Source organism: Pararhodobacter sp., from assembly GCF_034676075.1.
GTDB lineage: Bacteria > Pseudomonadota > Alphaproteobacteria > Rhodobacterales > Rhodobacteraceae > Pararhodobacter.
In genome coordinates this window covers 1-20,273 of record NZ_JAUCCQ010000064.1, presented here as the reverse complement: position 1 = coordinate 20,273, position 20,273 = coordinate 1, and the positions used below count along the sequence as shown (strand labels likewise).

The 20,273-nt window shown below is 68.2% G+C and carries 18 protein-coding genes; 14 read left to right on the top strand and 4 right to left on the bottom strand.

The features are described from left to right. Positions 1-53 precede the first annotated feature (53 nt). Positions 54-512, bottom strand: a complete 459-nt coding sequence (locus tag VDQ18_RS15465) for a GbsR/MarR family transcriptional regulator (protein WP_323021815.1) — start codon at positions 510-512, stop codon at positions 54-56. A gap of 151 nt (positions 513-663) precedes the next feature. On the opposite strand from VDQ18_RS15465, the gene VDQ18_RS15460 reads away from it, so the two are divergent. Then, entirely contained in the window at positions 664-1,848 is a 1,185-nt protein-coding gene (locus VDQ18_RS15460; protein ID WP_323021814.1) for an efflux RND transporter periplasmic adaptor subunit, read from the top strand. Next, positions 1,845-4,904, top strand: a complete 3,060-nt coding sequence (locus VDQ18_RS15455) for an efflux RND transporter permease subunit (protein ID WP_323021813.1) — start codon at positions 1,845-1,847, stop codon at positions 4,902-4,904. Before VDQ18_RS15460 ends, VDQ18_RS15455 begins: the two co-directional genes overlap by 4 nt. A 5-nt stretch (positions 4,905-4,909) precedes the next feature. On the opposite strand, the gene VDQ18_RS15450 is transcribed toward VDQ18_RS15455, so the two are convergent. Further along, positions 4,910-5,791, bottom strand: a complete 882-nt coding sequence (locus VDQ18_RS15450) for a LysR substrate-binding domain-containing protein (RefSeq protein WP_323021812.1) — start codon at positions 5,789-5,791, stop codon at positions 4,910-4,912. A gap of 95 nt (positions 5,792-5,886) precedes the next feature. On the opposite strand from VDQ18_RS15450, the gene VDQ18_RS15445 reads away from it, so the two are divergent. The 4 genes from VDQ18_RS15445 to VDQ18_RS15430 all read left to right on the top strand — a co-directional run bounded on the left by VDQ18_RS15445 (position 5,887) and on the right by VDQ18_RS15430 (position 10,843). Next, positions 5,887-7,317 (top strand): form I ribulose bisphosphate carboxylase large subunit, encoded by a 1,431-nt coding sequence (locus tag VDQ18_RS15445; protein WP_323021811.1) that lies wholly within the window; start codon positions 5,887-5,889, stop codon positions 7,315-7,317. A 78-nt stretch (positions 7,318-7,395) separates the two neighbouring features. Beyond that, positions 7,396-7,749, top strand: coding sequence for a ribulose bisphosphate carboxylase small subunit (locus VDQ18_RS15440; RefSeq protein WP_323021810.1), 354 nt, complete (start codon positions 7,396-7,398; stop codon positions 7,747-7,749). 57 nt (positions 7,750-7,806) lie between these two features. Then, on the top strand, positions 7,807-8,610 hold the full coding sequence (locus tag VDQ18_RS15435) for a CbbQ/NirQ/NorQ/GpvN family protein (protein WP_323021809.1): 804 nt from the start codon (positions 7,807-7,809) through the stop codon (positions 8,608-8,610). Further along, positions 8,585-10,843 carry a nitric oxide reductase activation protein NorD gene (locus VDQ18_RS15430; protein ID WP_323021808.1) on the top strand — a complete coding sequence of 753 codons (2,259 nt, stop codon included), beginning with the start codon at positions 8,585-8,587 and terminating at the stop codon, positions 10,841-10,843. Before VDQ18_RS15435 ends, VDQ18_RS15430 begins: the two co-directional genes overlap by 26 nt. Here the strand turns inward: VDQ18_RS15430 and VDQ18_RS15425 are convergent. Further along, on the bottom strand, positions 10,833-11,765 hold the full coding sequence (locus tag VDQ18_RS15425; RefSeq protein WP_323021807.1) for a LysR substrate-binding domain-containing protein: 933 nt from the start codon (positions 11,763-11,765) through the stop codon (positions 10,833-10,835). The two genes, VDQ18_RS15430 and VDQ18_RS15425, sit on opposite strands and share 11 nt — an antisense overlap. Positions 11,766-11,882: 117 nt before the next feature. Between VDQ18_RS15425 and VDQ18_RS15420 the strand changes: the two genes are divergently transcribed. From VDQ18_RS15420 to VDQ18_RS15385, 8 genes are read left to right on the top strand one after another with little or no spacing between them, the layout of a single operon-like run. Beyond that, positions 11,883-12,893 (top strand): class 1 fructose-bisphosphatase, encoded by a 1,011-nt coding sequence (locus VDQ18_RS15420; RefSeq protein WP_323021806.1) that lies wholly within the window; start codon positions 11,883-11,885, stop codon positions 12,891-12,893. Then, on the top strand, positions 12,890-13,768 hold the full coding sequence (locus tag VDQ18_RS15415; protein ID WP_323021805.1) for a phosphoribulokinase: 879 nt from the start codon (positions 12,890-12,892) through the stop codon (positions 13,766-13,768). The genes VDQ18_RS15420 and VDQ18_RS15415 overlap by 4 nt, the downstream gene beginning before the upstream one ends. A gap of 10 nt (positions 13,769-13,778) precedes the next feature. Next, a complete protein-coding gene (tkt, locus tag VDQ18_RS15410; protein WP_323021804.1) occupies positions 13,779-15,749 on the top strand; it encodes a transketolase in 1,971 nt (656 codons plus the stop codon). Between the two features lie 9 nt (positions 15,750-15,758). Continuing rightward, positions 15,759-16,760 carry a type I glyceraldehyde-3-phosphate dehydrogenase gene (gap, locus tag VDQ18_RS15405; RefSeq protein ID WP_323021803.1) on the top strand — a complete coding sequence of 334 codons (1,002 nt, stop codon included), beginning with the start codon at positions 15,759-15,761 and terminating at the stop codon, positions 16,758-16,760. Positions 16,761-16,772: 12 nt separating this feature from the next. Then, positions 16,773-17,822 (top strand): class II fructose-bisphosphate aldolase, encoded by a 1,050-nt coding sequence (fba, locus tag VDQ18_RS15400; protein ID WP_323021802.1) that lies wholly within the window; start codon positions 16,773-16,775, stop codon positions 17,820-17,822. Next, on the top strand, positions 17,819-18,502 hold the full coding sequence (rpe, locus tag VDQ18_RS15395; RefSeq protein WP_323021801.1) for a ribulose-phosphate 3-epimerase: 684 nt from the start codon (positions 17,819-17,821) through the stop codon (positions 18,500-18,502). Before fba ends, rpe begins: the two co-directional genes overlap by 4 nt. Next, entirely contained in the window at positions 18,499-19,170 is a 672-nt protein-coding gene (locus VDQ18_RS15390) for an HAD hydrolase-like protein (RefSeq protein WP_323021800.1), read from the top strand. Before rpe ends, VDQ18_RS15390 begins: the two co-directional genes overlap by 4 nt. Further along, positions 19,161-19,844, top strand: a complete 684-nt coding sequence (locus VDQ18_RS15385; RefSeq protein WP_323021799.1) for an HAD-IA family hydrolase — start codon at positions 19,161-19,163, stop codon at positions 19,842-19,844. The genes VDQ18_RS15390 and VDQ18_RS15385 overlap by 10 nt, the downstream gene beginning before the upstream one ends. Here the strand turns inward: VDQ18_RS15385 and VDQ18_RS15380 are convergent. Then, positions 19,841-20,273, bottom strand: a 433-nt coding sequence (locus VDQ18_RS15380; RefSeq protein WP_323021798.1) for a DUF1501 domain-containing protein, incomplete at its 5' end; no start/stop codon positions are given. The two genes, VDQ18_RS15385 and VDQ18_RS15380, sit on opposite strands and share 4 nt — an antisense overlap.

Here is a 20,273-nt window from a genome sequence, read left to right as displayed (position 1 = left end):
TCCGCGGCGGGAGGCGCGCGGGGTGGGCGGGTGGGAGCGTGCCTCCCGCCGCTTCAGCACCGCTGGCGCAGCCGCTGCAGGGCCTGGGTCACGCCCCCCGCCATCGCCGCGTAGAAATCGGCCAGGCCGCAGAGCCGCCGCCGGGCGCCTTCCTCGGACGGCAACGCTTCGGCAAAGCCGCGCACCGACTCCGAGGTCGCCGTCATCCGGGCGATCAGTTCGATCAGGATCTGGTCCAGGGATTGTTCGGCCACGCAGAAATAATCCTGCCGGTCGCCGGGGCGGTTCTGCTTGACGATGGCGCCGCGGGACAGCAGGTGGCGGGCATTGGCGCTGATCGAGCCGCGGCTGACCTCGAGCTCCGTCGCCAGGTCGCTGAACGAGCGCGGCGCGCCGTCGAAAATCAGAAGACCCAGCATCCGCCCGGCAATCGGCGGCAGGCCCTGCGCCTCGAGCGCCTGGCCCATATAGGCTATAAAATCGGCGCGGGTGCGGGAAATCGGCGGGGTCATGATCTCTTCCGTGAACCATGCTATTCTTAGCGGGCACAATACGTCATTCAAGGCTGAACGCTTCTTGACGGGCCTACCCCATGCTCCTATCTGCGTTCAATCAAAACTGAACATTCCCGGCACCGGGCGGTGCCGCATGCGGAGGCCAGGAATGCCGAGACCCCCTCTATCCACCGCGGGCCTCTGGCTGGCGCTTGCCCTCACGGCTGCCCCCGCCCTCGCCGACGAGGCGACGCCGGCAGTCACCATTGCCGCGGCCTCGATCCAGCCGCTGATGCTGGTGGTGCCGGTGTCGGGCTCGCTTGTCGCGCGCAACGAGGTGCTGGTCTTCCCGCATTCGGGCGGTTTCGCCATCACCGAGCTGGCCGCCGAAGTCGGCGACAGCGTGACCGCGGGCGAGACCGTGGCGCGGCTCGATGACCGGACGCTCAGGCTCAGGGTCACCCAGGCCGAGGCGGTTCTGGCCAATGCCCGCGCCGGGCTGAACCAGGCCGAGAGCCAGGTCAATGCCACCGCGGCGCAACTGCGGCAGGCCAATCAGGTGCTGGAGCGGCTGCGCAGCCTGCGGGCCAGCGGCACCGCCACGCAATCGGCGCTGGACGAGGCCGAGACCGCGCAGCTGGGCGCCGCGGCCAGCGCGCAATCGGCCGCGGACGGGGTCCAGGCTGCCCGCGCCGCCTTGCAGCAGGCGCAGGCCTCGCTCGACGTGGCGCAGCTCGACTATGCCAATGCCCGGATCACCTCGCCGGTGGCGGGTGTGGTCAGCGCCCGCAACGGCCAGATCGGCGCCATCGCCTCGACCGGGGGCGAGCCCATCTACCGCATCATCGAGGAGGGGACGGTCGAGGCCGTGGCCGAGGTGATCGAGACCGAACTCGTGCTGCTCAGCCCCGGCGATCCGGCCGCGCTGCAGATCGCCGGTCTGCCGCCGGTTACCGGCCAGGTGCGGCTGGTGGCGCCGACGGTCAGCGCCACGACCCGGCTGGGCGAGGTCCGCATCGCGCTGGAGGCGCGCGAGGGGCTGCGGCCCGGCCTGTACGTCGGCGGCCGGATCGTCGCCGAGGACCGGCAGGGGTTGGCGGTGCCCGTCTCGGCCGTGCTGCGCGATGCGCAGGGCGCCTATGTCCTGCGGCTGGGCGAGGGCGATACGCTGGAACGGCGCGGCGTCACGACCGGGATCGCCTGGGACGGCTGGCAGGAGGTGACCGAAGGCCTGGCCGAGGGTGACGAGGTGGTGGCCCGCGCCGGGGCCTTCTTCGGCGAGGGCGATGTGGTGCGGCCGATCCGGCCCGAGGCCGGCAACGACACCACGACCAGCGCCGGGGCCGACCAATGAACCTGTCAACCTGGTCGATCCGGCACCCGGTTCCGCCGATCGCGCTGTTCGTCGTGCTCTGCATCGCCGGGCTGGTCAGCTTCGGCCGCCTGCCCGTCACCGAGATGCCCAACGTCGACCTGCCGCTGATCACGGTCAACGTCAGCGCCCCCGGCACCGCCCCCTCCGAGATCGCCAGTCAGGTGATCCAGCCCATCGAGGACGAGGTCAGCGACATCGCCGGTCTGAGGCATATCCAGGCCACGGCGCGGGACGGCAGCGCCCAGCTGACCATCGAATTCGAATTCGGCACCAACACCGACCGGGCGCTGAACGACGTCAAGGATGCGGTGACCGCGGCGCGTTCGTCGATGCCCGATACCGCGACCGATCCGGTGGTGCAGCGGCTCGATTTCACCGGCCGGCCGATCCTGACCTATGCGGTGGCCGACCGGACCCGCAGCATCGAGGAATTGTCGACCTTCGTCGATGACGTGGTGGCGCGCTCGCTGCAGGGCGCCGAGGGCGTCGGGTCGGTCAGCCGCCTGGGCGGCGCCGAGCGTGAGATCCGGGTCGATCTGGATCCCGACCGACTGCTGGCCCTGACCCTCTCGGCCACGGCGATCAGCCAGCAGCTGGCGCAGACCAACCTCGACCAGGGCGGCGGCCAGGGCGACATGTTCGGCTCGGAATACGTGATCCGGGCGCTGGGGTCGGCACCGACGCTGGCACAGCTGGCCGCGACGCCGATCCGCCTGCCGAACGGCCAGACCGTGCCCCTGAACCAGCTGGGCACCGTCACCGACGGCGCGGGCGAGGCCGAGACCTTCGCCCTCTTCAACGGCCGTCCGGTCGTGGCTTTCGGCGTTTTCCGCGCCACCGGGGCCTCGGATCTGGTGGCGGCCGATGCAGCCCGCGCCCGGCTTGCCGAGCTGCAGGAGCAATATCCCGACACCGTCTTCTCATTGATCGACGACGCGACCATCACCACCGAGGCGACGTTCGACTCGGCGATGAACACGCTTTACGAGGGCGCGGCGCTGGCGATCCTGGTGGTCTTCCTGTTCCTCAGGAACTGGCGGGCCACGGTGGTGGCCTTCATCGCCCTGCCCCTCTCGGCGATCCCGACCTTCATCGTCATGGACCTGCTGGGCTTCTCGCTCAACACCATCAGCCTTCTGGGGATCACGCTGGTGGTCGGCATCCTTGTGGATGACGCCATCGTCGAGATCGAGAACATCGACCGACATATCCACATGGGCAAACCCGCCTACGAGGCGGCGATGGAGGCTGCGACCGAGATCGGCACCACGGTGATCGCCATTTCGCTGACCATCGTCGCGGTCTTCGCGCCGGTCAGCTTCATGGGCGGCATCGCGGGCGAGTTCTTCAAGCAATTCGGCCTGACGGTGGCGGTGGCGGTGCTGTTCTCGCTGACCGTGGCGCGCCTCATCACCCCGCTCTTCGCCGCGCATTTCATGCGCTCGAAACCCGGCGCGGGCTCGCATGAGGTCAAGGACGGGTTCCTCATGCGCGGCTATCTGCGCGTGCTGACCTGGACCCTGCACCATCGCTTCGTCACGCTGCTGGTGGGGGTGCTGATCTTTGGCGCCTCGATCTTCTCGGCGACGCTGCTGCCGCAGGAATTCATCCCGCCCGAGGATGCCGGTCGCTCGGTCGTGTCGGTCGAGCTGCCGCCGGGCAGCACGCTGCGCGAGGCCCGCGCCGCCGCACAGCAGATCACCGAGCGGATCGAGCAGATCCCCGAGGTGCAGCGCGTCTTCGTCGACGGCTCCTCGGCGACCACGCTCAACATCCAGGTGAATTACGGCGACAAGGAAACCCGCGAACGCCCCTGGACCGCGATCAATGCCGAGATCGAGGAACGGCTGGCCGATCTGCCCGACCTGCGCGTCTTCGTGCTGGGTGCCGCGGGGCAGCGCGACATCACCATCAACGTGCTGGCCGATACCGAGGCCGGGGTGACCGAGGCCGCGACCGCCCTGCTGCATCAGATGGGCGACGTGCCGCTGATCCGCCATCCCTCGTCCGAGGCGGCGCTTCTGCGCCCCGAGATCCAGATCGTCCCCGATCCCGAGCGCGCCGCGCAACTGGGCGTGACGGCGGCGACACTGGCCTCGGCGATCCGGGTGGCAACGATCGGCGATATCGACGCCAATCTGGCGCAGTTCAGCGTCGATGACCAACGCATCCCGATCCGCGTGCGACTGAACGAGGAGGCCCGCAGCGACATCTCGCGGCTGGCCGGGTTCCGCGTGCCCTCGTCGCAGGGCACGATGGTGCCGCTCTTTGCCGTGGCCGATGTGAGCCTGGCCTCGGGCGTCTCGGTGATCGAGCGCTACGACCGCCGCTACCGCGTCTCGATCCAGGCGGATCTGGCGCCCGGCGCCTATCTGGGCCCGGCAACCGCCGCCATCGACGCCCTGCCCGCCGCCCGCGACATGCCGCGCGGCACGCAGATCCAGCCGTCGGGCGATGTCGAGGTGATGGGCGAGATCTTTGCCTCGTTCGGGCTGGCGATGGGGGCGGGGCTGATGCTGGTCTATGTGGTGCTGGTGCTCTTGTTCAACAGCTTCGTCACGCCGCTGACCATCATGCTGTCGCTGCCGCTCGCCATCGGCGGCGCCATCTTCGCGCTCTATCTCTATGGCGCGGGGATCGGGCTTTCGGTGGTGATCGGCTTCCTCATGCTGATGGGGATCGTGACCAAGAACGCCATCATGCTGGTGGAATTCGCGCTCGAAGGGATCAAGGACGGCAAGGACCGCGCCGCGGCGATGATCGACGCGGGCCACAAGCGCGCCCGCCCGATCATCATGACCACCATCGCCATGACCGCGGGCATGGTGCCCTCGGCGCTGGCCCATTCGACGGGGGGCGAGTTCCGGGCGCCGATGGCCATCGCGGTGATCGGCGGGCTCCTCTTGTCGACGGCGCTGTCGCTGGTCTTCGTGCCCTCGCTCTTCAGCGTCATGGAGGGGCTGAAAGACCGGCTGCGCTGGCTTCTGTCAAAGGTGTTCGGCAGCGACACGCTGGCGGCGCACCGCCGTCACTGAAGCCGTCACTGACTGGCCCGCAGGCGGTCGAGGAAGGCCTCGGCCGCCAGCGATTTTCGCTTCGCGCGGGGCCAGGCCACGTACCAGTGGCGCATCAGCGGGAAGCCTTCGACCGCCAGTTCCACCAGATAGCCGTGGCGCAATTCCAGCGCCACGGTGCCGCGGCTGAGGACGCTGAGCCCCAGCCCCGCGATCACCCCCTGTTTCACCGCCTCATTGGCGCCCAGCTCCATCCGCCCCTTCGGCACCACCCCGGCCGCGGCGAAGGCCGCCTCGACCGCGCGGCGGGTGCCCGAGCCCTCCTCCCGCGTGAGAAACGGATAGGCCGCCAGATCGGCGATGCGGGACTGCCGCCCCATCAGCGGATGCCCCGGCGGCGCGATCACCACCAGCGGGTTTTCGGCATAGACCTCCGCCCCGGCGTCGATCCCCTCGGGCGGCTGGCCGAGGATATAGAGGTCGTCGGCGTTCTGCGCGAAGCGCGCCAGCAGCTCCTGCCGGTTGCCGACGGTCAGCGCCACCTCGATCCCCGGATGCGCCGCCCCGAAGGCCCCGATCACCGCCGGCAGGTCGTATTTCGCGGTCGAGACCACGGCAAGCCGCAGCCGCCCCCGCGCCAGCCCGCTGAGTTCCGCCAGCCGCATTTCCATCGCCTCGGCCTCGCCCAGAATGGCGCGGGCCGAAGACAGCACCTCGTGGCCCGCCTCGGTCAGATAGAGCCGCTTGCCCAGCCGCTCGATCAGCGACTGGCCCAGCTGCTCCTGCAATTCGCGCACCTGGGCGAAGACGGCGGGCTGGGTCAGGTGCAGCGCCTCGGCCGCCCGTGTGTAGGACAGGCTCTCGGCCACCGCCTGGAAGATCTGCAACTGCCGGAGGGAATAGCGCATGAATAGATTAGACCCTATTCTCTAACTAAAAACTATCCATTTCTCTTTATTCATGAAATCGCGCTTACTCCCCCCATCAAGGGGAGGAGACCCGCATGAACATGCAGACCAGCAAGCGCTACGACGCCGGCGTCAAGGAATACCGCTCGACCTATTGGGAGCCGAACTACACCCCCAAGGACACCGACATTCTGGCCGTGTTCAAGGTCATCCCCCAGGCCGGCGTCCCGCGCGAGGAAGCCGCCGCGGCGGTGGCTGCCGAAAGCTCGACCGGCACCTGGACCACGGTCTGGACCGACCTCTTGACCGACCTCGATTTCTACAAGGGCCGCGCCTACCGGGTCGAGGATGTGCCGGGCCATGACGACGCCTTCTACGCCTTCGTCGCCTACCCCGCCGACCTTTTCGAGGAAGGCTCGGTGGTCAATGTCTTCACCTCGCTCGTCGGCAACGTCTTCGGCTTCAAGGCGGTGCGGTCTCTCAGGCTTGAGGATGTCCGCTTCCCGATCTGGTTCGTGAAGACCTGCTTCGGCCCGCCCCATGGCATCCATGTCGAACGCGACAAGATGGACAAATACGGTCGCCCCCTTCTGGGCTGCACCATCAAGCCGAAACTGGGGCTCAGCGCCAAGAACTACGGCCGCGCCGTCTATGAATGCCTCCGCGGCGGGCTCGACTTCACCAAGGACGACGAGAACGTCAACTCGCAGCCCTTCATGCGCTGGCGCGACCGCTTCCTCTTCTGCCAGGAGGCCATCGCCAAATCCGAGGCCGAGACCGGCGAGCGCAAGGGCCACTACATGAACGTGACCGCGCCGACCATCGAGGACATGTTCCAGCGCGCCGAATTCGCCAAGGAACTGGGCACGCCGATCATCATGTCGGATTACCTGACGCTGGGCTGGGCCGCGCATAACTCGCTGTCGAAATGGTGCCGCGACAACGGCATGCTGCTGCACGTCCACCGCGCCATGCACGCCGTGCTGGACCGCAACCCCAACCACGGCATCAACTTCCGGGTGCTGGCGAAACTGCTGCGGCTGCTGGGCGGCGACCACCTGCATTCCGGCACCGTTGTCGGCAAGCTGGAAGGCGACCGCGCCGCCACGCTGGGCTGGATCGACCTCCTGCGCGACCGCTTCGTCAAGGAAGACCGCGCCCGTGGCATCTTCTTCGATCAGGACTGGGGCTCGATGCCCGGCGTCTTCCCGGTCGCCTCGGGCGGGATCCATGTCTGGCACATGCCGGCGCTGGTCTCGATCTTCGGCAACGATTCGGTCCTGCAATTCGGCGGCGGCACGCTGGGCCACCCCTGGGGCAACGCCGCCGGCGCCGCCGCCAACCGCGTCGCGCTCGAGGCGTGCGTGCAGGCCCGCAACGAGGGGCGCGAGCTGGAACGCGAGGGCAAGGACATCCTGACGAAGGCCGCCCTTCACTCGCCGGAACTGAAGGTCGCGATGGAGACCTGGAAGGAAATCAAGTTCGAGTTCGACACCGTGGACAAGCTCGACGTCCAGCACCGCTGATCCCCCTCATCTTGCCCGAAATACTCCGGGGGTCCGGGGGCTGGCCCCCGGTTCCTCCCCCGCCACAAGGAATCCCGCATGAGCGTCCAGGACTACACCTCCCGCCTTTCCGATCCCGCCAGCCGCAAGATGGGCACCTTCTCCTACCTGCCCGAGATGACCAAGGACCAGATCCGCAAGCAGGTCGAATGGGTGGTCAAGCATGGCTGGAATCCGGCCATCGAACACACCGAGCCGCAATTCGCCAGCTCAAATTACTGGTACATGTGGAAGCTGCCGATGTTCGGCGAGACCGATGTCGACGCGATCATCGCCGAGCTCGACGCCTGCCACGACGCCAATCCCGGCAACCATGTCCGCCTCGTCGGCTACAACAATTTCACCCAGTCGCAGGGTGCCAATATGGTCGTCTACCGGGGCATCCCGGTCTGACGCCTGCGGCCCGCCGAGTCCCCTCTCCGGCGGGTCGCCCTTTTCGCGGAGGCCCCGATGAAAGATACCCTCGACCAGCACCGCGTCGCGGCAGAACCGTGGTACAAGCCCGTGGGCGATGAGGTCGCGCTCTTCACCGCCGCCTGGGAGGCGCGGATGCCCGTCATGCTCAAGGGCCCGACCGGCTGCGGCAAGACGCGCTTTGTCGAACACATGGCCTGGGCGCTGGACCGCCCGCTGGTGACCGTCGCCTGCAACGAGGACATGACCGCCTCGGATCTGGTCGGCCGCTTCCTCCTCGATGCTGAGGGGACGCACTGGCAGGACGGTCCGCTGGCCTTCGCCGCCCGTCACGGGGCGATCTGCTATCTCGATGAGGTGGTCGAGGCCCGGCAAGACACCACCGTCGCCATCCATCCGCTGACCGACGACCGCCGCGCACTACCCCTTGAAAAGAAAGGGGAACTCCTGCGCGCGCATCCCGATTTTCTGCTCGTGATCAGCTATAACCCCGGCTACCAGTCCTTGATGAAGGACCTCAAGCAATCGACCAAGCAGCGCTTCGGCGCGCTCGATTTCACCTGGCCGGAACCCGGGATCGAGGCCGAAATCGTCGCCCATGAAAGCGGTGTCGATGCCGGGACGGCGGGCAAGCTGGTCGAGATCGGCGCCCGCGCCCGGAACCTCAAGGGCCACGGGCTCGACGAAGGGATCAGCACGCGGATGCTGATCCACGCCGGCCGCCTGATCGCCGGCGGCGTCGCCCCCCGCGCGGCCTGTTCCATGGCGCTGATCCGGCCGATCACCGACGATCCTGACATGCGGGACGCGCTCGATGCCGCCGTCGCCACCTGGTTCTGACCTCGCCGCCGCGCTCGACGCCGCCCGGCCCGAGGCGATCCGCCGCCTCTCGCCCCGGGGGCTGGAGCGCTGGGAGAAGGGCGCCGAAGCGCTGGCGCAGATGAGCCGCGGCGAGGCGGTGGTGCTGGCCTGGATCGAGTCCGCGCCGCAGATCGCCCGCGAGATCGGCGAGGAGGTTCTGGCCGACCTCGCCACCGCCTGCCTCGGCTTTGCCTCCCGCACCTCGGGCGCGGTGATCGAGCGGATCCTGACCACCGCGCCCCTGGCCGCCCGGCGGCTGGGGGATGCCGGGCTCTTCCGGTCCTACCTGCGGTTTCTGGAGCATCTGCTGGCCCGCGCTCCCCGCGCCTTGCGCCCGATGCTGGACCATCTGGCCGAGCTTCTGGACGTGCTGACGCTGGGGGGCCTGCGTCGCTGGGCCGATTGGGGGGCCGAGGCGCATCGCACCGATTACCCCGAACTCGACCGCTATTTCTCGCTGGTGTCGGCCGAATCCCGCGCCGTCCTGAAGCGCGAACGCAAGGGCGTGCTGCTGGTCGATGTACAGCGCCGCCTCGGCATGTATCTGCGCGCGCTCTGGGGCCGCGATTTCCTGCTGGTGCCAACCGCGGGCGATGTCGAAACCCGCGCCGGCCTGCGCCCGTTTGTCGAGGGCCCCGCCCTGCACCTGCCCGACGCGCTGGATGTTTGGCAGGGCCTGCCCGCGCTCGACCTCTACCGCGCGCAGGTGGCGCATCTCGCCGCCCATCTCGCCTGCCTGCGCCGCCCGTTTCAGGGCGAGGGGCTGAGCGCCCTGCAAAGCCTCTGCATCGGCCTGATCGAGGATGCCCGGGCCGAGGCCCTCGCCATTGCCCGTTTCCCGCGGCTGCGTGACCTCTGGGCGCCGTTTCATCAGGGCGAGGGCCCGGGGCTCGGCGGACAGTTCGACCGGATCGCCCGGACGCTGCTGTTGGGAAAGGCTTCTGAGGATGATCCGCTAGAGCGCTGGATTCTGAACCTCTTCCAGACGTCTGACCTTCAATCGCCTGACCGGTCGCGCGATCTGGGGCTGCGCCTCGCCGACCGACTCAAAGGTCAGACGTTCTCAGCCTGGACCGATCAGCCCTCCTGCCCCTATCGCTGCGACAACCGCCTGCTCTGGACCTTCGAGGAGCTGGATTTCGACACCAGCCCGGCCCCGACCCCGCAGCTGCGCAAATACGTCTCGATCATGGAGATGGTGAACGAGGTCGAGGTCGAAACCGCCGGTGCCGACGCACAGGAGATCTGGGTGCAGGCGACGGAGCTTCTTGACGACGATGGCACCAGCTTCAATGAGCGTGAGGGCAAGGAGCCCCTCGCGCCCCCCATCCCCTATGACGAATTCGACCACCGGATCCAGCTGATGCGCCCGGCCTGGGCGACGGTGCTGGAAAAGCGGCCCCGGCTGGGCGATGTCGCGAAGGCCGAGGCGATCCTCGACCGGCACCGCAAGATCATGGAACGCCTGCGCCACCGGCTGGATGCGATGCGGCCGCAGGGCACGATCCGGGTGCGGAAACTGGAGGACGGCGACGAGCTGGACCTCAACCCCGCGGTGGCCGCCGCCATCGACAGGCGGCTTCGCCAGCAGCCCGACCCCCGGGTGATGATGCGGCTTGAGCGCAAGGTCCGGGATACGGCGGTGATGGTGCTGCTGGACCTCAGCGAGTCGACCAACGACACGACGGCGAGCGGCGAAACGGTTCTGGACCTCACCCAGACGGCCTGCGTGCTGCTGGCCGAGGCGATCCACCGCGTCGGAGACGCCTTCGCCCTCCACGGCTTTCAGTCGGATGGGCGGCATCAGGTTTTCTACAGCCGCTTCAAGGATTTCTCGGCGCCCTGGGATGCCATGGCCAAGGCCCGCCTCATGGGCGCCGAGGGCCGCCTCAGCACCCGGATGGGCACGGCGATCCGGCATGCGACGCACCATCTGGGCCAGGTGAAGGCCAGCCGCAAGCTGATGCTGGTGCTGACCGACGGCGCCCCCGCCGATATCGATGTGAGCGACCCGCTCTATCTGCGCGCCGACGCCCGCCGTGCGGTCGAGGAAGCCGCGCGGCAGGGCGTCACGCCCTTCTGCCTGTCGCTCGACCCCGGCGCCGATGCCTATGTCAGTCGCATTTTCGGCCCCCGCAACGCGCTGGTGCTGGACCGCGTCGACCGCCTGCCCGAGCGCCTGCCGCAGCTCTACGCCGCCCTCACCCGCTGAGCGGCGGATCGGGGAAATAGGCGCCGCCGAGGCCGACGATCTGATCGGCGATCCGCCGCGCCACCGCCGAGGGCTGGCCCGGCACGATCAGATACCAATGCCGCATCAGGGGCAGTCCCTGCCCCCTCAGCAGCGTCAGCCGCCCGGCCCGCAATTCCTCGACCACCGTGTGAAGGCTGAGGAAGGCGACGCCAAGCCCGGCGATCACCGCCTGCTTGATCGTCTCGTTCGAATCCATGGTCACCAGCCGCGCGGGCGGCCCCTCGCCCGTCCGGTCGAGGAAGCGCTCCATCAGCATCCGCGTGCCCGAGCCCGGCTCGCGCACCAGCCAGGTCTCGGCCATCAGCCGCGCCGGGTCGAAGCCCTCGGCGCCCGCCAACGGGTGGCCGGGCGGCAGGATCACCCCATGCGGATGCGGGCCCAGCGGCACCGCGCCCTGCAGATAGTCGCGGGGCGGGCGGCCCATGATCGCCAGGTCGTATTCGCCGCGGTCGAGTTCGGCGAGCGTCTCGCCCCGGTTCGCCACCTTGAGCGCGATCTCGATATCCGGGCAGGCCTGCTGCAACAGCGCCACCAGATGCGGCGCGAAATACTTGGCGGTCGAGACGGTGCCCAGCGTCACATGCCCGGCCCGCCCGCTGGCCAGCGCCCGGATCTGGTCCCCCGCCTGCGACAAAAGCGCCTCGATCCGCCGGGCGGCGTCCAGCATCGCCGCGCCTTCGGGGGTCGGCAGGAAGGCCGCGCCATCGGAGGGTCGGGTCAGCAGGGCACGGCCGACCGCCTCCTCCAACCCCTTGATCTGGCTGTGAATCGCGGGCGTGGACAGGTGCTGCGCCGATGCCGCCTCGGTCAGCGAGCGATGCTCCGCCACCGCGATCAGGGCGCGGAGTTGCTTCAGTGTGACGGCATCGAGACGCGACATTCCAAATTCCTGAAGATCTGTTCGGAATTATTAAATTTCCTCAAAACTGCGCCCGGAGCATGGTGCTGTCAAGCCTGAGGCCCCGAAGGCCCGGCCGATCTGGGAGGATCCATCATCATGCTGAGAAGCCTCGACCGGGTACCCGCGGGCACCCCGGATGACCTGATGCAGGCCGTCGACCGGCTGGCAGGCGTCGCGGCGGCGCTGGCCCGGCGCATCCAGCGCGGGGGCCTCGACGAAGCGCTGGGGGCCAGTGCCGGAACCAACAGCGACGGCGACGCGCAGAAGGCGCTGGACGTCATCGCCGACGACGCGTTTCGCGCGGCGATGGCCGGGGCGGGCGTGCGCTTCTATGCCTCGGAAGAGCAGGAAACGGTGGTCGAGCTGGACCCCGAGGGCACGCTGGCGCTGGCCATCGACCCGCTGGATGGCTCCTCCAACATCGACACCAATGTCTCCATCGGCACGATCTTCGGCCTCTACCCCGCCGCCCGGACGCCCGAGGCCAGCTTCCTGCGCCCGGGCCGGGACCTGCGCGCCGCTGGCTACGTGATCTTCGGCCCGCAATGCGCGCTGATGGTGAGCTTCGGCGGCACCCCGGTGAAATACGTTCTGGACCCCGAGACCGGCGGCTTCCGCCTGCTGGGGCCCTTGCCCGCCCTGCCCCCGGAATCGACCGAATACGCCATCAACGCCTCGAACTACCGCCATTGGGAGGCGCCGATCCGCGCCTATATCGACGACCGGGTGGCCGGCGCCGAGGGCCCGGCGGGGCGCAATTTCAACATGCGCTGGATCGCGTCGCTGGTGGCCGAAACCCACCGCATCCTGACCCGCGGTGGCATCTTCCTCTACCCGGGCGACGCCCGCCCCGGCTACCGCACCGGCCGCCTCAGGCTGGTCTACGAATGTGCGCCCATCGCCTTCCTGATCGAGAAGGCGGGCGGGCAGGCCACCGATGGCGTGGACCCGGTGCTGGACGCGATCCCCGGCCAGTTGCACGCCCGCACCCCCTTCGTCTTCGGGTCGGCCAACAAGGTCGCCCGTGTCGCCACCTACCACGACCTGCCCGCGGCCGAGACCTCGGCGCTGTTCGGCAAGCGTGGCCTGTTCCGGAGCCCCCAATGAGCCGCAAGTATCCGATCATTTCCGTCACCGGTTCCTCCGGCGCCGGGACCTCGACCGTCAAGGCGACCTTCGACCAGATCTTCCGCCGCGAGGGGATCACCGCCGTCTCCATCGAGGGCGACGCCTTCCACCGGTTCAACCGGGCCGAGATGCGCGACGAACTCGCCCGCCGCTATGCCGAGGGGGACCAGACGTTTTCCCATTTCAGCTATGAAGCCAATGAGTTGGGGGAACTGGAGCGGGTCTTCCGTGACTATGGCGAGACCGGCAAGGGCCGCACCCGGCACTACGTCCATGACGCGGCCGAGGCCGAACGGCACGGCGTTCCCCCCGGCGAATTCACCGCCTGGAAACCCTTTGCCGATGGCTCGGATGTGCTGTTCTACGAGGGGCTGCACGGCTCGGTCGTCAACGATCAGGTCAACCTGCCGGCGCTGGCGGATCTGAAGATCGGCGTGGTGCCGGTGATCAACCTCGAATGGATCCAGAAGATCCACCGCGACCGCGCGACGCGGGGCTATTCGACCGAGGCCGTGACCGATGTGATCCTACGCCGGATGCATGCCTACGTGCATTGCATCACGCCGCAATTCACTGAAACGGATATCAATTTCCAGCGCGTGCCGGTGGTCGATACCTCGAACCCCTTCGTCGCCCGCTGGATCCCGACACCCGACGAAAGCCTGGTCGTCATCCGCTTCAAGAACCCGCGCGGAATCGATTTTCCGTACCTTACCGCGATGATCCAGGGCTCCTGGATGACCCGCGCCAATTCCATCGTCATCCCCGGCAACAAGCAGGATCTGGCGATGCAGCTCATTCTGACCCCGCTGATCGAGCGGCTGGTCTCGACCGCGCGCAAGCTGCGCGCCTGAGGAGGGTTTCATGACCATACACTCCCCCGTCGCCGACGAACGCACCATGGCGAACGCCATCCGCGCCCTGGCCATGGACGCGGTTCAGTCCGCCAATTCCGGCCATCCCGGCATGCCGATGGGCATGGCCGATGTGGCGAGCGTCCTCTTCAACCGCTTCGTGACGCTGGACCCCACGGCGCCCGACTGGCCGAACCGCGACCGCTTCGTGCTGTCGGCAGGGCATGGCTCGATGCTGCTGTATGCGATCCATCACCTGCTGGGCTATGACGACATGGGGATGGATCAGGTGAAGGCGTTCCGCCAGCTCGGCAGCCGCACCGCCGGGCACCCCGAATACGGCCATGCCAAGGGGATCGAGATGACCACCGGCCCGCTGGGTCAGGGCATCGCCACCGCCGTCGGCATGGCTCTGTCCGAGCGGCTCGGCAATGCGCGGTTTCCCGGGCTGATCGACCATTGCACCTATGTCATCGCCGGCGACGGTTGCCTGATGGAGGGGATCAGCCACGAAGCGATTGATCTGGCGGGGCATCTCGGCCTCGGCCATCTGGTCGTGCTCTGGGACGACAACAAGATCACCATCGACGGCGACACGGATCTGGCGACCTCGACCGATCAATTGGCGCGCTTCGCCGCCTCGGGCTGGCATGTGCTGTCCTGCGACGGGCATACGCCGACCGAGATCGCCGACGCCATCGAGGCGGCGCGCAAGGACCCCCGCCCCTCGCTGATCGCCTGCCGGACGGTGATCGGCTTCGGCGCGCCGAACAAGCAGGGTGGGCATGACGTGCACGGCGCGCCCCTGGGCGCCGCCGAGATCGCTGCCGCCCGCGCCCATCTGGGCTGGAGCCACGCGCCTTTTGAGATCCCGGCCAGCGTCTATGCCGCCTGGGCCCGCGTCGCCCGCCGGGGAGCCGAGGCGCGGACCGCCTGGGAGGCTCGACTGGCCACGACGCCGAACCGGCATGATTTCAACGCCTTGCGGACCAAGGATCTGGCGCTCCTGACGCAGGCCATGGCCGGGTACAAGCAGAATCTATTGTCAGACAAACCGAAAGTCGCGACCCGCAAGGCCTCGGAAATGGCGCTGGGGGTGGTGAACGGAACCCTGCCCTTCATGATCGGCGGCTCGGCGGATCTGACCGGCTCGAACCTGACCCGAACCAAAGGTCAGACATCGGTTCGCCCCGGCGATTTCTCCGGTGACTATGTGCATTACGGGGTCCGCGAACATGGGATGGCCGCAGCGATGAACGGCATCGCGCTGGCCGGGCTGTTCCGGCCCTATGGCGGGACTTTCCTCGCCTTTGCCGACTACGCCCGCCCGGCGATCCGGCTGGCGGCGCTGATGGGCGTGCCAACGACCTTCGTCATGACCCATGACAGCATCGGCCTGGGCGAGGACGGCCCCACGCACCAACCCGTTGAAATCCTTGCCTCGCTCCGCGCGATCCCCAACCTGACCGTCCTGCGCCCCGCCGATGCGGTGGAGACCGCCGAGGCCTGGGAAATCGCACTCGCCGAGACCGACGGTCCAGTCCTGCTGGCGCTGAGCCGCCAGAACCTGCCCCTGCTTCGGGCCGAGGCCGGCGAGAACCTGACCGCGCGCGGCGCCTATCTGCTGCGCGACCCGGGCGCCCGGCAGGTGACGCTGATTGCCACCGGCTCGGAAGTCGAGATCGCGGTCAAGGCGGCCGAGGCGCTGGAGACCCACGGCATCCGCGCCGCCGTCGTCTCGGCGCCGTCCTTCGAGCGCTTTGCGCGTCAGGATCGCGATTACCGGACCGCCGTGCTGGGCAACGCGCCCCGCATCGGCATCGAGGCGGCGATCCGCATGGGCTGGGAGGCGCTGCTGCGGCCCGGGGATGCTTTCGTCGGCATGACGGGATTCGGCGCTTCGGCCCCCGCGTCCGCCCTCTATGAACACTTCGGCATCACGCCGGAAGCCGTTGTCAAAGCGGCACAATCCCTGATCTGAGGATAACGTATGACAATCAAGGTTGCCATCAACGGCTTCGGCCGTATCGGCCGGAACGTGCTCCGCGCCATCGCCGAATCCGGCCGGACGGATATCGAGGTCGTCGCCATCAACGACCTCGGCCCCGTCGAGACCAACGCCCACCTCCTGCAGTTCGACAGTGTGCATGGCCGCTTTCCGGGCAGCGTCACCCTTGGCGACGGCTGGATCGACGCGGGCAGCGGCAAGGTCCGCGTCACGGCGATCCGGAACCCCGAGGATCTGCCGTGGTCGGATGTCGATGTGGCGTTGGAATGCACCGGCATCTTCACCGCCCGCGACAAGGCGGCGCTGCATCTGAAGAACGGTTCCCGCCGCGTGCTGGTCTCGGCCCCGGCCGAGAATGCCGACAAGACCGTGGTCTTTGGCGTCAACCATCAGACGCTGACGCCGCAGGATCTGGTGGTGTCGAACGCCTCCTGCACCACCAATTGCCTCAGCCCGGTCGCCAAGGCCCTGAACGATTCGATCGGCATCTCCAAGGGCTTCATGACGACGATCCATTCCTACACCGGCGACCAGCCGACGCTGGACACGATGCACAAGGATCTCTACCGCGCCCGGGCCGCGGCGCTGAGCATGATCCCGACTTCCACCGGCGCCGCGAAGGCCGTGGGGCTGGTGTTGCCGGAGCTGAAAGGCCGGCTGGATGGCGTGGCGATCCGGGTGCCGACGCCCAATGTCTCGGTCGTCGATCTGGTGTTCGAGGCCGCCCGCGACACCAGCGTCGAGGAGGTCAACGCGGCGATCCGCGCGGCCGCCGACGGGCCGCTGAAAGGGATCCTCGGCTATACCGACAAACCCAATGTTTCCAGCGACTTCAACCACGATCCGCATTCGTCTGTCTTTCACATGGACCAGACCAAGGTGATGGACGGCCGCATGGTCCGCATCCTCAGCTGGTACGACAACGAATGGGGCTTTTCCAACCGCATGGCCGACACCGCCGTCGCGCTCGGCCGCCTGATCTGAGGAGAGAACACCATGGCCCTCATCACCCTGCGTCAGCTTCTGGACCATGCCGCGGAGCATGGCTACGGCGTTCCCGCCTTCAATATCAACAACATGGAGCAAGGTCTGGCGATCATGGAGGCCGCTCGCGCCACCGACGCGCCGGTCATCATCCAGGCCAGCCGGGGCGCGCGGACCTATGCCCATGACATCATGCTGGCCAAGATGATCGAGGCCTTGGCGGCGATCTATCCCGAGATCCCGCTCTGCATGCATCAGGACCATGGCAACGACGAGGCGACCTGCATGAGCGCGATCCGTCACGGCTTTACCAGCGTGATGATGGACGGCAGCCTGAAGGCCGATGCCAAGACTCCGGCCGATTACCGCTACAACGTTGTGATCACAGAGCGGGTGAGCCGAATGGCGCATTGGGTCGGCGCCTCGGTCGAGGGGGAACTCGGCGTGCTGGGCTCCTTGGAGACCGGCGAGGGCGAGGCGGAGGATGGCCACGGCGCGGTCGGCACGCTCAGCCACGCCCAGCTGCTGACCGACCCCGATCAGGCCGTTGATTTCGTGACGGAAACCCGGGTCGATGCCCTGGCCATTGCCTGCGGCACCTCGCACGGGGCCTACAAGTTCAGCCGCAAGCCGGACGGCGATATCCTCGCCATGGGGGTGATCGAGGCGATCCACAAGCGGCTGCCGAACACCCATCTGGTGATGCATGGCTCGTCCTCGGTGCCGCAGGAACTGCAGGACATCATCAACGCCCATGGCGGCGAGATGCCCCAGACCTTCGGCGTCCCGGTGGAGGAGATCGTGCGCGGCATCCGTCACGGGGTGCGCAAGGTCAATATCGACACCGATTGCCGGATGGCGATGGCCGGGCAATTCCGCAGGATTGCCCAGCAGAGCCCCCGTGAATTCGACCCGCGGAAGTTCCTGAAACCGGCGATGGATGCGATGCGGGACCTGTGCCGGGACCGGCTGGAGGCCTTCGGCACCGCCGGAAATGCAACTAAAATCAAGGTGATCCCGATGGACGATATGGCGAAGCGCTACAAGGCGGGCACGCTGTGAGACGGCCCCTGATCATCGCCCCCTCGATCCTGTCCGCCGATTTCGCCGATTTCGGGCGGGAGATCGAGGCGATCGAAGCGCAGGGGGCCGATTGGGTGCATGTCGATGTCATGGACGGCCATTTCGTGCCGAACCTGACCTTCGGCCCGCCCGCGGTCGCCGCCTTCCGCAAGCATGTGAAGACGGTGATGGACGTGCATCTGATGATCGCGCCGGTCGACCCCTCTATCGAGGCTTTCGCCGAAGCCGGGGCAGATGTGATCACAGCGCATCTCGAGGCCGGGCCGCATATCCACCGCACCCTGCAGGCGATCCGGGCGACGGGGAAGAAGGCGGGCGTGGCGCTCAATCCCGGGACGCCGGCCGAGGCGGTGCAACACCTTCTCGACCTCACCGATCTGGTCTGCGTGATGACAGTCAACCCGGGCTTCGGCGGGCAGAAGTTCCTCGACATGACCGGCAAGATCCGCGCGCTTCGGGCGATGATCGGCGACCGGCCGGTGCATATCGAGATCGACGGCGGGGTCACGCCGGAAACCGCGCCCTTGGTCGTGGCCGCGGGCGCCGACGTGCTGGTCGCGGGCTCGGCCGTGTTCAAGGGCGGCTCGGTCCGGAACCCCGCGCCCTATGGCGCCAACATGCGGGCCATTCGTGACTCGGTCCTCAGGGCCGTGTCATGAGGATCGTCTTCGATCTGGACGGCACGCTGATCGACAGCGCGCCGGACCTGCATGTGGCGATCAACCGGGTGCTGGGGGAATGGGGGGCGAAGCCGCTGGACCTGCCGACGCTGACCCGGTTCATCGGCAATGGCATCCCGGCGTTGGTCAGTCTGGCGCGGCAGTCGCGCGGCATCCCGCTGGCGGAGCAACCCTTGATGACGGCGCGGATGTTCGCCCATTACACCGCCGCGCCCGCCGATCTGACCCGCCCCTATCCGCATGTCATCCCGACGCTGCAACGGCTGGTCGGACAGGGCGCGCGGCTGGGGCTGTGCACCAACAAGGCCGAGGCGCCGACGCTGGGGATCCTGTCGGCGCTGAGGCTGGAGCGGTTCTTCGTCTCGGTGGTGGGCGGCGACACCATGCCGACGAAGAAGCCCGACGCCGCGCCTCTGCTGGCGGCGTTCGAGGGGTTGGGAGTGGCGGCGTTCGAGGGGTTGGGAGGGCCGGGCCTCTTCATCGGCGACAGCGAGGTCGATGCCGAGACGGCAGTGCGGGCGCGGGTCCGCTTCGGGCTCTATACGCGGGGCTACCGCAAGACGCCGGTGGACGGGTTGCCGCATGATTTCGCCTTCGACGATTACGCGGCGCTGCCAGCGCTGCTGGCGGCAGAACGATGCGGCTGAGGGCGCTGATCTTCGACGTGGACGGCACGCTGGCCGAGACCGAGGAGGGCCACCGCGCCGCCTTCAACGCGGCGTTCCGGGCGGCGGGGCTGGGCTGGCACTGGTCGGTCGCGGATTACGCGCGGCTCCTGACCACCACCGGCGGCAAGGAGCGGATCGCGCGCTACGGGGATGAGGTCGCGGCGGGGCCGCTGGACATCAAGGCGCTGCATGCCGACAAGACGGCGAGCTACACGGCCTGGGTGGCGGCGGGGGGTATCCGGCTGCGGCCGGGGATTGCGGAACTGATCGCCATGGCCCGCGAGGGCGGGCTGAAGCTGGCTGTCGCCACCACCACCAGCCGCCCGAATGTGGAGGCGCTGGCACAGGCGACCTTCGGGCGGGGCGCCGCCGAGGTCTTCGACGTCTTGGCCTGCGGGGACGAGGTGCAGGCCAAGAAACCGGCGCCCGATGTCTACCGGCTGGCGCTGGCGCGGCTGGGGCTCGGGCCGGAGCAGGCGCTCGCCTTCGAGGATACGCCGATGGGCGTGGCCTCGGCCCGGGGCGCGGGGCTGAGGGTCGTCGCCTCGCCCGGGGTCTACTCACAGGGCGCCGATCTGTCTGCCGCGCAAGTGGTGGTGGCGGAGTTCAGCGACTTGTTGCCGGACGGGCTGGCGGGACTCGACGCACTCTAGACCCGCAGGAGGCCGGTGAAGGGCTCCAACAAGCCGCTGTCAGGGAAGACCACGCGCTCGGCATAGCCGGGGTCGAGGCCCAGATGCCCGATCAGCACCGCTTTGAAGATCGCCTCATAGGCGTTGACCGCGCGCACGTCGCGTTCGTCGTTCAGCGCCGTCGGGCTGAGGCCGGGCCAGTCGCCCAGGATCCGCCCGCCCCGCACCGCCCCGCCTGCCAGCAGCGCCAGCCCGCCGGTGCCGTGATCGGTGCCGCCGCCGCCATTCTCGGCCGCAGTGCGCCCGAATTCCGAGGCGACCATGACCACGGTGCGCGACCATTCCCCCCCCAGTCCCTCGCGCAGGGTCAGGATGCCCCGCGCCAGAAGGTCCAAGAGCCCGCGCAGGCGGCCGGTCTGGTTGGCGTGGGTGTCCCAGCCGTTCAGGTCC

Excerpts from the sequence above, each read along its gene's own strand:
- VDQ18_RS15465 (WP_323021815.1), bottom strand. The coding sequence starts at position 512 with ATGACCCCGCCGATTTCCCGCACCCGCGCCGATTTTATAGCCTATATG.
- VDQ18_RS15460 (WP_323021814.1), top strand. The coding sequence starts at position 664 with ATGCCGAGACCCCCTCTATCCACCGCGGGCCTCTGGCTGGCGCTTGCC.
- VDQ18_RS15455 (WP_323021813.1), top strand. The coding sequence starts at position 1,845 with ATGAACCTGTCAACCTGGTCGATCCGGCACCCGGTTCCGCCGATCGCG.
- VDQ18_RS15450 (WP_323021812.1), bottom strand. The coding sequence starts at position 5,791 with ATGCGCTATTCCCTCCGGCAGTTGCAGATCTTCCAGGCGGTGGCCGAG.
- VDQ18_RS15445 (WP_323021811.1), top strand. The coding sequence starts at position 5,887 with ATGAACATGCAGACCAGCAAGCGCTACGACGCCGGCGTCAAGGAATAC.
- VDQ18_RS15440 (WP_323021810.1), top strand. The coding sequence starts at position 7,396 with ATGAGCGTCCAGGACTACACCTCCCGCCTTTCCGATCCCGCCAGCCGC.
- VDQ18_RS15435 (WP_323021809.1), top strand. The coding sequence starts at position 7,807 with ATGAAAGATACCCTCGACCAGCACCGCGTCGCGGCAGAACCGTGGTAC.
- VDQ18_RS15430 (WP_323021808.1), top strand. The coding sequence starts at position 8,585 with ATGCCGCCGTCGCCACCTGGTTCTGACCTCGCCGCCGCGCTCGACGCC.
- VDQ18_RS15425 (WP_323021807.1), bottom strand. The coding sequence starts at position 11,765 with ATGTCGCGTCTCGATGCCGTCACACTGAAGCAACTCCGCGCCCTGATC.
- VDQ18_RS15420 (WP_323021806.1), top strand. The coding sequence starts at position 11,883 with ATGCTGAGAAGCCTCGACCGGGTACCCGCGGGCACCCCGGATGACCTG.
- VDQ18_RS15415 (WP_323021805.1), top strand. The coding sequence starts at position 12,890 with ATGAGCCGCAAGTATCCGATCATTTCCGTCACCGGTTCCTCCGGCGCC.
- tkt (WP_323021804.1), top strand. The coding sequence starts at position 13,779 with ATGACCATACACTCCCCCGTCGCCGACGAACGCACCATGGCGAACGCC.
- gap (WP_323021803.1), top strand. The coding sequence starts at position 15,759 with ATGACAATCAAGGTTGCCATCAACGGCTTCGGCCGTATCGGCCGGAAC.
- fba (WP_323021802.1), top strand. The coding sequence starts at position 16,773 with ATGGCCCTCATCACCCTGCGTCAGCTTCTGGACCATGCCGCGGAGCAT.
- VDQ18_RS15390 (WP_323021800.1), top strand. The coding sequence starts at position 18,499 with ATGAGGATCGTCTTCGATCTGGACGGCACGCTGATCGACAGCGCGCCG.
- VDQ18_RS15385 (WP_323021799.1), top strand. The coding sequence starts at position 19,161 with ATGCGGCTGAGGGCGCTGATCTTCGACGTGGACGGCACGCTGGCCGAG.